Source organism: Streptomyces sp. NPDC007905, from assembly GCF_042959345.1.
In the GTDB taxonomy this organism is placed as follows: domain Bacteria; phylum Actinomycetota; class Actinomycetes; order Streptomycetales; family Streptomycetaceae; genus Streptomyces.
Map to the genome: position 1 here is coordinate 1 of NZ_JBIBKS010000061.1, position 10528 is coordinate 10528.

Consider the following 10528-nt stretch of genomic DNA (forward strand, 5'->3'; position numbering starts at 1 on the left):
AACCGGTGCGCGAGGCAGTCACACGTCCGTGACGGCGAGTTGGACTCCACGGACGCGAGCGCGAAAGACTGCGGCAACAGGGCCTCCTGGGACTGACCTGATCCAGTCTCCCTGCGGGTCGAAGATATGACGCGCCGGGCGTGCTGCACCACTGAGCGGCGGCTCCGTCTCCCCGGTCACCGGCTGTGGGGGTGTCGGACCCGGGCTCGCTGCTGACTCACGCATGAGGAAACCCCGCCAGGGGCCACCTGGCGGGGTTCGGCGTCTTCGGTCCGCCGAGATCACTCCTCGTGCAAGGCAGCACGCAGGCAGGCGATCAGGTCACCGGTCGGAACCTCGGCCCATGCGGCCTCGGGCACCCCGACGCGCATGACCTCATATCGTTCCCCGTCCAACTCGTGCACCAGAACCTGACGGCTCGTTCCGTCCAACGGATCAACACGCAGGCGCACGGCACCGTGCGTGATCGTCGGGAACATGTGCCGCAGTACCTCATCCGCACGGAGGCGGCGCAGAAGGTTCCGTCGCGGTCGGTGGAATTCGGACGACAGAAGGTCGGACCACTGCAAAGAGGTCGGCTCTCCGTTATCGAGAGCCCTGGCGAACTCGTCGAGCGCCATGAACTCGAACCTTTCCTCCAATTCGTCGAACCCCATGCCGTCGCGCCATGCGGCGACGGCCTCCACGAGCAGCCCGAGATCCCCAGTCGAGCCGATGTGCCAGGTGAACCCGGGAATGTGGACGGTCAAGCGGAAGAGGCGTTCCTCGGTCGCGGCATCGACCGACAGGAAACCCCTCGCTGTTTCGATGCTGACGATGTCGACCACCCAGGGCTCAAGCCCGATGTCGCATCCGTGCGACTTCGCCGCCTCTCTCATGGCCGGAGCCAGGCCGCCCGAGGTGGTCACGTCCGGGTACAGGTCTTTCCCGGGGATGCTCATGTTCGTCGTACCCCTCAGCAGTGGCAGTATCCGATGACCGAACCCTTCACAGGGTCCAGTTTCCCCAGCACCGACAGGTCCGGCACCTCAGTCGGCGGGTCCAGCCGCATAGCGCCGTTGGGGCCCGACGGGTAGTAGAACTTCACGGAACTCCACGGGCGTTGGCCGTTGGCGACAGCTCTCGCGATCATGGACATCTCGTAGTCCGTGGCATGCCCGGCCTCACCAGCCCTCAAGCCGCGCTTGGCGGCTTCCATGAAGCCTCCGAGGTCATTCAGCCCAGTCATGTTGACATGCAACGTGACGCTCGGGTCGGCCAACTCCATCGTCCCGGCGCTGCGGACTCGGCCGCATACGCGGCGATCTGAGGCTCGTCCAACGGCCAGGTGAACGAAGGACCAGCCCAGGTGAGCAGTTCGACCGGACCCGGAATCCACGACATGAGAAAGGAGCCGTCAGCGAGAGTGAACTCGCGCAGCTCAACCACGGCAGGGGACATGCCCCGACCCTACGACAGGCGTCGAACCTTCTCTGGCGCTGAGCACACAGTCAATCGACCAAATCAGGGATCAATAGTCATACCGGACAGGGAGATGAGCTGTCCGCCCAGCAGGAGATCGACTGACCGCTCACCCGGACGGGCTGATGTCCGTGGACAGGTGCCACTGGGGAACCGAGTAGTGGCACGTCCCACGCGGAGCGAACAACGAGCCGCCAGCCGGCGAGTCGGAGTGGACCGCGCCGCGGCCGAACCGGGCCGACGAACCAGCCTGAGCAGCCCGACCAGCTCCACCTCTTCGGCCTGACGTCGGCCTTCGAGACCTGGTTGTGGTCTTGAAGGCCGACGTCGTCATGTGGGGTGCGAGTGGATGTCGTTGCGGCCCACGGGCCTTGGGAGGTCCCGGCGGAGACGGTGCCGGTGGCGCGGCAGCGCTCCCGAGGGGAAGCCTGGCACTCCGGCTGCTGGGCGAGTTGGGCCGCTGTTCCGCGACGAGGAGTTCACCCATCCCTTCCCCGCGCGCGGTCGGCCTGCCTGGTCGCCTGCCGGGCCGGCGCTCGTGCCGGTGCCGCAGTTCGTGGAGGGGCTGACCGATTCGGTGACCGGCGCGGCGCCGCGGTGAACTGCTGAGATCCCCGGCCGTGGTCCGGTCCACCCCCGTCCGGCAGATCCGGCCCGATCTCTTGCACCATTTCCCGATGTTCGATGGGTGTTCGATGGGCATGTGTTCTAACCTCCTGACGATCCGTAATGGGGCGATGACCGCGTTGGCGAGGCGGTCGGCTGTGGCGTGCGCGAAGCCCGGCCGACTGGCCTTTGCCCGCGTTGCAGAGGTACTGCGCGTCATCCGAGCAGTCAGCGCGCCATGAGAACGGCCCTGATGTGAAGGCGACACCTGCCCATGACCGAGCACGGAAACAACCCCAGCGGAGCGATGAGGCGAAGAACCGTCCTGCGTGGTGGTGGCGGCCTGCTCGCCACGGCCGCGGCGGGCCTGCTCCCGGGGTGCTCCGGGTCCGGCGGCGACGACTCGGGAGCCAGGACCCCGAAGAAGGGCGGCGTCCTGCGCGTCGGCTGCACCGGCGGCAGCGCAAAGGACACCCTCGACCCTCACAATCCCGTCATCTGGCCCGACCACGCACGGGCGGTGAACCTGTTCGAGCGGCTGTTCGTCCATGACGAGAGATACCGCGTCAAGCCCCTGCTCGCGGACTCGATGGAGCCGTCCAAGGACGGCAGGGCCTGGACGCTGAGGCTCCGTTCCGGGGTGGAGTTCCACAACGGCAAGACCCTGGACGCCGACGACGTCATCGCCTCCCTGCGCAGGATCGCGAACCCCAAGGCGCCCGCCGCCGGGGCCAGCAGCCTCGCCGTGGTCGACGTCGCGGACCTCAAGCGGATCGACTCCCTGACCGTGCGGATCCCGCTGAAGACTCCGTACGCCCTGCTGGAGGACCTGCTCGCGCAGACCGTCATGGCTGTCGTCCCGGCGGACTTCGACCTCAGGAAACCCATCGGCACGGGCCCGTTCGTCTACAAGTCCTTCACCCCCGGGGACGAGAGCGTCTTCACGAGGTTCGACAACTACTGGCGTCGCCCGGCCCATGTCGACCAACTGCACATCATCGACTTCCCCGACGACACGGCCAGGGTCAACGCGCTGCTCAGCCGGGAGATCGACGCCATGGACAACCTGCCGCTCGAGCAGATGGAGCTGGTCGAGGCCCAGGGCTGCAAGGTCCTGATCTCGGAGCCCGGGGCCTGGACCCCGCTGACCATGCGCCTGGATACCGGCCCCTTCGACGACGAGCGGGTCCGCCAGGCGATGCGGCTGATCGTCGACCGGCCGCAGATGGTCCGCCAGGTGCTCAGAGGACAGGGACGCATCGGCAACGACCTCTACGCACCCTTCGATCCGGCGTACAACCACGATCTGCCGCAGCGCGTCCAGGACCTCGACAAGGCCAGATTCCTGTTGAAAGCCGCCGGGCACGAGGGGCTCAACGTGGAGCTGGTCACCTCCAACGGCATCGGCATCGGCGCGGTCGAGACCGCGCAGCTCTTCGCCCAGCAGGCCAGAGGCGCCGGGGTGACGGTGCGGGTCCGCAAGACCGACTCCGCGACCTTCTACGGCGACAAGTACCTGAGCTGGCCGTTCGCCATGGACTACTGGTTCACGCGGAACTACCTGGCGCAGGTGGAACAGGGATCGATCAAGGGCGCCCCTTACAACGAAACGCACTGGAGGGACCCGGAGTTCGTCTCCCTCGTCAACCAGGCCCGCGGCCAGTTCGACGAGGGCAAGCGCAACGAACTGCTCAAGGCGGCCCAGAAGATCGAGTACGAGCGCGGCGGCTACATCGTCTGGGGCTTCAAGAACCAGGTCGACGCGTACGCGGCCGGGGTCGGCGGACTGGTCCCGACCCCCAGCCACCCCTTGTCCGACTACCGCTTCCGCGACTTCTCCGTCGACGGCTGAGGGCCGAAGCCGTGCACGGGCGCCGCCCGGCGGGGCAAAGACCGCCGCCCGAGCGCCGGGCTCCTCGAAGGCCCGGCCCCGGACCGGCCGGCACGCCCATCGTCACCGTTCTCTCTGCACGACGCTTGAACCCCACGGGCAAAAAGGCTGTAGTCACCGCCCGTTCGGACAAGCGATACAGATCAGCACGGCAACTCACCCAGGCAACAGAGCAGCTTGCCCGTACGACATCGTTCCGGAGGCTTGGTGTCCCCGCACAAGGTGGAAGCAGCGGAACAGGCACGTCGGGGAGCGCGGGTTCGGCGAAGGGCCGACGTGTTCCTCGACCGCTGGCCGTTCCAGCGCAAGCTCAATGTGCTGGTGATCATCCCCGCCGCGGTGGTCGCCGCCATCCTCGCCTACGTCATCGCGGGCCAGGTCGCACAGGCGCAGTCAGCGGCGCGCACCGCGGCCCTCGTCCGCAGCAGCGAGCAGGTCGCCTCCCTCGTCGACGACCTGCAGAGTGAGCATCAGCAGGCGATTCTGCTCTCGGTGCGCTACCAGGCCGCGGAGCCCGGTGGGCCCGCGCCGTCGCCGCGGGACTACCGCCGGGCCCAGTGGGCCGTCGACCGCCAGGTCGCCGAGGTCCGCTCCGCGTTCGGATCCCGCCTTCCCGCGGCGGAGACCAGGGCGTTGCGGGGCGTCGCCGGGCTGACCGGGCTGCGCAAGACGGTCGAAGGCGCCTACCTCCCGGCCGACAGCATCGACCCGGCCTATGACTCCATGGTGTCCAACCTCATCGACGGGCTCGGCCTCGGCGGATCCGCGGGCGGTGCGGTGTCGTCGCCCGAGAACGTCCTGGACACCCTGCTGCGCGCGGACGCCGCGCATGCCGCGTTCGAGACCGGCGTCTTCTCCGCCCAGACCGGCGACTCCAGCGCGCTCACGGAATTCACCGGCGCGGTGGGCAGCCTCCAGCTCTACAACCACCACGCCCAGCGCTTCAGCCGGATCGCCTCGGTGGCCCAGAGCGGCCGACTGGCCCGGATCGAGCGCAACGCGCACCAGAACGCCATCCGGTCCGAGTTCGCCTCCCTCCAGTTCGATCCCTCCTCCCTGGAGGCCAGGGACCTCGACAAGGTGCGGGCGGCCGTCGACAAGGCCATCGCGGCGTATCCGACGTACGAGAAGCAGGCGTCCACCCGGCTGGAGATCACCCGGTCACTGATCCACCAGATCGCGGACGACGGCGACCGGGCCTCTTCCGAGGCCTGGTGGCGAGTGGGGTGGCTGCTGACCGCGGTGGTGCTGATCTTCGCCTTCTGGCTGCTGCTCTCCCTCCTGGTCCGGCGCTCCGTCGTGCGGCCCGTGCGGATGCTGACCGCCGCGGCCCAGCAGGTGGCCAGGGCGACCGGGCAGGAGCTCGCGCGGGTGGCGGACGACGAGGCCGAGGACGACGGCCGGCTCAGGCTGAACGCAGTCCCGGTGCGGGCACGCGACGAGATCGGCACGCTGGCGGAGGCGTTCAACGAGGTACAGGAGGCGGCCGCCGCCCTGCTGCAGCGCCAGGTGCTCAGCCGGCGCAATGTGGCGGAGATGTTCGGCAACGTCGGGCGGCGCGTCGGCAACCTGACCGCGCGCCAGCTGGCGCTGATCGATGCGGTCGAGCGTGAGGAGACCGACCCCGCGCTGCTCGACCAGCTCTACCACATCGACCACCTGGCGGTGCGCCTGCAGCGCAATGCCGACAGTCTGATGCTGCTCGCCGGGCTGGCGGAGACCGCTCTCGAGGCCCGGCCGACGGCGCTGACCAACGTCGTACGGGGCGCGCTCGCCCAGATCGAGGAGTACCAGCGGATCCACCTGCGTGTGCTGGACGAGGTCACCGTCGCGCCCGACATCGTCGGCGATCTGACCCTGATGCTCGCCGAGCTGATGGAGAACGCGGTGGCGTTCTCCCCTGCCGAGAGCCCCGTCGAGGTGCGGGTGCGCTCCCAGGGCGAAGCGGCGGTGGTCGAGGTCGTCGACCACGGGCTCGGCATGAGCACCGAGCGTCTGAAAGAGGAGAACGAGCGGCTGGTGCGCCGCGAGCGGCTCGACCTTGCCCCCACCAAGGTCCTCGGGCTCTTCGTGGTCGGCCGGATCGCCCGGCGCTGGGGCATCAGGGTCACGTTGACCGCGACGATGGGCGGTGGGGTCACCAGCAGGGTCTTCATCCCCTCGACGCTGCTCATGCCGTTGAGCCACGTGCCCACGGTGTTCGCGGGCGAGGACTTTTCCTCGTCGGTCCTCCCCACCCGGAGTCGGCCCGTGGGGCCCGCCAAGCCCCCAGCGCTCACTGGGCCTGCCGTCACATCCGCCGTTCCCCAGCAGCATCCCCAGCCCTCGCGGCGACCCCCCGCGGATGGCGCACTGCGGGACAGCACCGGGAAGGAGCCCGCACCGTTGCCGCGACGTGTCCCGCGGACCGCGCACACGGCCGGTCCGCCCCCCGAAACCCGGTCCGCGAGCACCGCCGAAAGGGCCGCAGCGCAGGCGCAGGAACACCCGGATGGAGAGGCACTCACCCCGGCACCGGCCGCGCCGACGCTACGGCGCCGCGTGCGCGGCGCCACGCTCGAAAACGCCGCGGCGGCACGCCGGCCGACGCCGACGTCGCGCCGGCCGCTCGACGCGGAGGCGGTCCGCTCCTCGATCGAAGAGTTCGAGGAGGCGGTGGCCCGGGCCGAGCGCGAGAGCGCGCAGCCGGGACAACAGCCGACTCGGATGCCGGCATCACCAGAATCCCCGCAGGGACCGGAAGGAGTGGGGCAGTGACCACGTCGACAGGTGGAACTCAATTCAACCCAGTGGAGCCCGTTGACCTGCGTGCCGCCGCAGAGGACTTCACCTGGCTGCTCAACCGATTCGCGACGGAGACCGCGGGCGTGGTGGATGCCATCGCCGTCTCCTCCGACGGTCTGCTGATAGCGGTCTCGCGGCTGTGCGACCACGCGGACTCCGAGCGTCTCGCGGCGATCGTCTCGGGAATCACCAGCCTGGCCGCCGGCGCTTCGGGCAACTACGGCCTCGGCGCCCTCAACAAGGTGATCATTGATCTGGAAGGAGGCCATCTCCTCGTCTCCGCGATCGGCAGCGGATCCGTGCTCGGCGTCGTCACCTCGAACGAGGCGAAGCTGGGGAACGTCGCCTACGAGATGACCCTGTTCGCCAACCGGGTGGGCGCGGCCCTCAGCCCCGAGCTGGTCCTCGAGCTCAAGAACAGCGTCGGTTCCCCGGCCACCGGGTGAACCGTCCGCCACCACATGCAGCAGGAAGGAAAGACCCAGAATGGCGTCCGAGGGTGGTCAGCACCACCCGGGCTCCGGCGGTTCGGGATCCGCCGGCCGCCCTTCGGCGATCCGGCCGTTCCTGCTGACCGCGGGAAGGGTTGCGGGCAGCGACGCGGTAGCGCCGCTCCCCATCGAGACCCAGGTCGTGACCACCTCGTTGGGCTTGGCCACCCTCGAAACCCTGGCCTTCGAACACCGCGACATCGTCGCCGTATGCCGGCGGCCGCAGTCGCTGGCCGAGGTCGCCGCGAAGCTGCACCTGCATCTGAACGTCGTCCGTGTGCTCGCGGCCGACCTGCGCGCCCATGCGCTCCTCGCCGTATACGTGCCCAGTGCCGATGCCTCCCGCGACGTCTCCGTTCTGCGAAGGGTGATCGATGGTCTCCGTGGCGTCGCCGAATCCGAAGGGATACACCGTGACAGCCAACGGGATTGACGCACCGTGCGTCCCACACGAGACCGAACGGCCGCCCCTTCCTGTGAAGATGGTGATCGCGGGCGGGTTCGGCGTCGGCAAGACCACGACGGTGGCGTCAGTCTCGGAGATCGAACCGCTCACCACCGAGGCGTCGATCACCGAGGTCGCGGCGGGCGTGGACGATCTCAGCCACACCCCTCACAAGACCACCACCACGGTCGCCATGGACTTCGGCTGCATCACCCTCGATCCGACCCTGAAGCTGTACCTGTTCGGGACGCCCGGCCAGGAGCGTTTCGGCTTCATGTGGGACTACCTGGTGGAGGGCGCCCTGGGCGGATTGGTGATCGTCGACACCCGCCGCCTCGACGACTGCTTCGCCGCGGTCGACTACTTCGAGCACCGGGACATCCCGTTCGCGGTGGCCGTCAACGCCTTTGATGGCGAGGTCGCGCACGAGCTTGACGAGGTGCGCTGGGCGCTGGACGTCAGCGACCACGTCCCGCTGTTCGTCTTCGACGCCCGAGAACGGGGCTCGGTGCTCGACGCACTGCTGGTGGTGCTCGACCATGCGCTGAAGCGGGCGGAGGCGTAGGCGGTACACGCCCGTCCGCAGGTGGTCGGCGGCGGCGGTGACGGCCGTCTCCACCACCGACCAGCCACACACCCCCATCGAAGCCGCACACGCCCTGACCTGGCGCGATGCCAGGCGTCCCGGCGACTGGACACCCGTGAAGCGTCACTTCCGCGACGGGCACACAGGGACCTGGTGGGCCGCTGACGCCCGCCTGGGCGGCTACGGACCTGACTCACCCTGCCGGCTGGTCGTGGCCACCACCGACCCGGCCGGCCTGCCGGAGAAGGCCACCTGGTACCTGGCCACCAACCTGCCCCGCCCCGACACACCCCACGCCACCAAAGGACGAACTCGGCTGGGCCGACTTCCAAGTCCGCTCCGACCGCGCCATCCACCAAGGCCCTGGTCAACTGCGCCTTCTCCTTCTGCTGGGACCAACCGTTCGCCCCACCCGGACCCCTGGACGCCACCGCACCGGATCCGTGCCCCGACGAGGGGCCAGAGAGGGGGGCCCAGTCCTGTCCCACCAGCCCCAACAGCCCTGCTGGCCCAGGGCCTTACGCGCCATCCGCTCCTGGCTCACCCCCGCCATCACCCTCACCCGATGGTGGCGACCCTGGACGGACACCGACCCACCCCCCGAGCTCCAGGCCCTGATCGACGCAGTCACCACCGGACACGGCATTGACCTAATCCCCACGTAAGGACGGGCCGGGTCAGTGCAGGAACCTCCGGACTGTTCGAACAGCAGGGCCGTCATGCCTTGGATTGACCGGACATGGGTCACGTCCGCCGAAGTGGTGTATCGACGGCCACTCGGTGATCTCTTCTTTGAGGCTATGCGGTGAGTTCGGTGGGCAGGCTGGTGTCGTCGTTTTCTGACTCGATCGGGTGGAGGCGGCCCTTGGCGAGGAGGTCGAGTCCCATGTAGCGGCGGGCCTCGGTCCACTCGTCGTTCTGTTCGGCCAGCACGGCGCCGACCAGGCGGATGACGGCGGTGCGGTCGGGGAAGATGCCGACGACGTCGGTGCGGCGGCGGATCTCCTTGTTCAGCCGTTCCTGCGGGTTGTTCGACCAGATCTGCCGCCAGATCTCGCGCGGGAAGGCGGCGAAGGCCAGCAGGTCGTGCTGGGCGGCGTCCAAGTGGGCTGCGGCCTTGGGGAACTTTGCCTCCAGAGCGTCCAGGACGTGCTGCATCTGATCCTTCACGGCGTCGGTGTCGGGTTGCTCGAAGACGGTCCGCAGCAGCGTGGCCACCCAGGGCTGGGCCGATTTCGGGACCTGGCTGAGCAGGTTGCGGGCGTAATGCGTGCGGCACCGCTGCCAGCTCGCGCCGGGCAGGACCGCGCCGATGGCGTCGACCAGGCCGGCGTGGGCGTCGGAGATGACCAGCTGGACGCCGGACAGGCCGCGGGCGATCAGCGAGCGCAGGAAGGCCAGCCAGCCGGCGCCGTCCTCGGCGGTGGCGACGTCGATGCCGAGGATCTCGCGGTGTCCGTCGGCGTTGACGCCGACGGCGATCAGCGCGTGGACGTTGATGATCCGGCCGCCCTCGCGGACCTTCTGGGTCAGGGCGTCGACCCAGACGAAGGCGTAAGGGCCCTGGTCCAGGGGCCGGTTGCGGAAGGCGGCGACCTGCTCGTCGAGGTGCCGGGCCATCGCCGAGACCTGTGACTTGGACAGCTGGGTGACGCCGAGGGACTCGGCGAGTTTTTCGACACGGCGGGTGCTGACACCGAGCAGGTAGGCGGTGGCGACCACCGAAATGAGGGCCTGTTCGGCCCGGCGACGCCGTTCGAGAAGCCAGTGCGGGAAGTAACTCCCGCTCCTGAGCTTGGGGATGGCGAGTTCGACGGTGCCGGCCCTCGTATCCCACTCACGCGGGCGATATCCGTTGCGGTGGTTGACTCTCTCGTCGCTGACCTGCCCGTATTCGGCGTTGCAGAGTGCGTCCGCCTCCGCGGACATGAGTGCGTCGGCGAACGTCTTGACCATCGCGCGCAGCAGATCGGGACTCGCCGCAGCGAGGTTGTCCTCGGCGAGGACGTGCAGGGGCACACTGTCGGGTGCGGTCATCGTGCTGATCTCCTTCGGGCTTCGACACCTCGAAGATCAACCGGTGGCCGTTCATCTATGCGGGCATCATCCCGACGCCGGAACAAACCCCCGGATCAGGTCGAACCCGTACACCACTTCCCTGGACGCAACCCGGACATGCAATGTCTCGGTAGAGAGCGGCGGACAGCCCTGCGGCTTGTGGTGACGACCTGGCGGGTGCCGGGTGGATGCCTGAATCACGCCGG

The 10528-nt window shown here is 68.8% G+C and carries 8 protein-coding genes and 1 pseudogene; 6 read left to right on the plus strand and 3 right to left on the minus strand.

Annotation, left to right across the window (positions count from 1 at the left end; translation table 11 throughout):
- Positions 1 to 281: 281 nt before the first annotated feature.
- Both ACFZDC_RS41585 and ACFZDC_RS41590 read right to left on the minus strand, forming a co-directional pair.
- The gene (locus ACFZDC_RS41585; protein WP_391332268.1) at positions 282 to 941 is read right to left on the minus strand and encodes a hypothetical protein; all 660 of its coding nucleotides are present in this window, start codon (positions 939 to 941) and stop codon (positions 282 to 284) included.
- A gap of 14 nt (positions 942 to 955) precedes the next feature.
- The gene (locus tag ACFZDC_RS41590; protein ID WP_391332270.1) at positions 956 to 1267 is read right to left on the minus strand and encodes a hypothetical protein; all 312 of its coding nucleotides are present in this window, start codon (positions 1265 to 1267) and stop codon (positions 956 to 958) included.
- Between the two features lie 539 nt (positions 1268 to 1806).
- Between ACFZDC_RS41590 and ACFZDC_RS41595 the strand changes: the two are divergent.
- The 6 genes and pseudogenes from ACFZDC_RS41595 to ACFZDC_RS41620 all read left to right on the plus strand — a co-directional run.
- Positions 1807 to 2059 (plus strand): annotated as a pseudogene (locus ACFZDC_RS41595) (IS5/IS1182 family transposase); the annotation flags it as partial.
- A gap of 282 nt (positions 2060 to 2341) precedes the next feature.
- Entirely contained in the window at positions 2342 to 3919 is a 1578-nt protein-coding gene (locus ACFZDC_RS41600) for an ABC transporter substrate-binding protein (RefSeq protein ID WP_391332272.1), read from the plus strand.
- A 315-nt stretch (positions 3920 to 4234) separates the two neighbouring features.
- Positions 4235 to 6715 carry an ATP-binding protein gene (locus tag ACFZDC_RS41605; protein ID WP_391332273.1) on the plus strand — a complete coding sequence of 827 codons (2481 nt, stop codon included), beginning with the start codon at positions 4235 to 4237 and terminating at the stop codon, positions 6713 to 6715.
- Entirely contained in the window at positions 6712 to 7188 is a 477-nt protein-coding gene (locus ACFZDC_RS41610; protein WP_055495024.1) for a roadblock/LC7 domain-containing protein, read from the plus strand. The genes ACFZDC_RS41605 and ACFZDC_RS41610 overlap by 4 nt, the downstream gene beginning before the upstream one ends.
- 40 nt (positions 7189 to 7228) lie before the next feature.
- A complete protein-coding gene (locus ACFZDC_RS41615; protein ID WP_055495025.1) occupies positions 7229 to 7666 on the plus strand; it encodes a DUF742 domain-containing protein in 438 nt (145 codons plus the stop codon).
- A 49-nt stretch (positions 7667 to 7715) separates the two neighbouring features.
- Positions 7716 to 8243, plus strand: a complete 528-nt coding sequence (locus ACFZDC_RS41620) for an ATP/GTP-binding protein (protein ID WP_055495080.1) — start codon at positions 7716 to 7718, stop codon at positions 8241 to 8243.
- Between the two features lie 819 nt (positions 8244 to 9062).
- On the opposite strand, the gene ACFZDC_RS41625 is transcribed toward ACFZDC_RS41620, so the two are convergent.
- The gene (locus tag ACFZDC_RS41625; RefSeq protein WP_391332276.1) at positions 9063 to 10301 is read right to left on the minus strand and encodes an IS256 family transposase; all 1239 of its coding nucleotides are present in this window, start codon (positions 10299 to 10301) and stop codon (positions 9063 to 9065) included.
- Positions 10302 to 10528 lie beyond the last annotated feature (227 nt).

Coding starts and splice junctions, on each gene's coding strand:
- ACFZDC_RS41600 (WP_391332272.1), top strand. CDS start 2,342: ATGACCGAGCACGGAAACAACCCCAGCGGAGCGATGAGGCGAAGAACC.
- ACFZDC_RS41615 (WP_055495025.1), top strand. CDS start 7,229: ATGGCGTCCGAGGGTGGTCAGCACCACCCGGGCTCCGGCGGTTCGGGA.
- ACFZDC_RS41620 (WP_055495080.1), top strand. CDS start 7,716: ATGGTGATCGCGGGCGGGTTCGGCGTCGGCAAGACCACGACGGTGGCG.
- ACFZDC_RS41625 (WP_391332276.1), bottom strand. CDS start 10,301: ATGACCGCACCCGACAGTGTGCCCCTGCACGTCCTCGCCGAGGACAAC.
- ACFZDC_RS41590 (WP_391332270.1), bottom strand. CDS start 1,267: ATGGAGTTGGCCGACCCGAGCGTCACGTTGCATGTCAACATGACTGGG.
- ACFZDC_RS41585 (WP_391332268.1), bottom strand. CDS start 941: ATGAGCATCCCCGGGAAAGACCTGTACCCGGACGTGACCACCTCGGGC.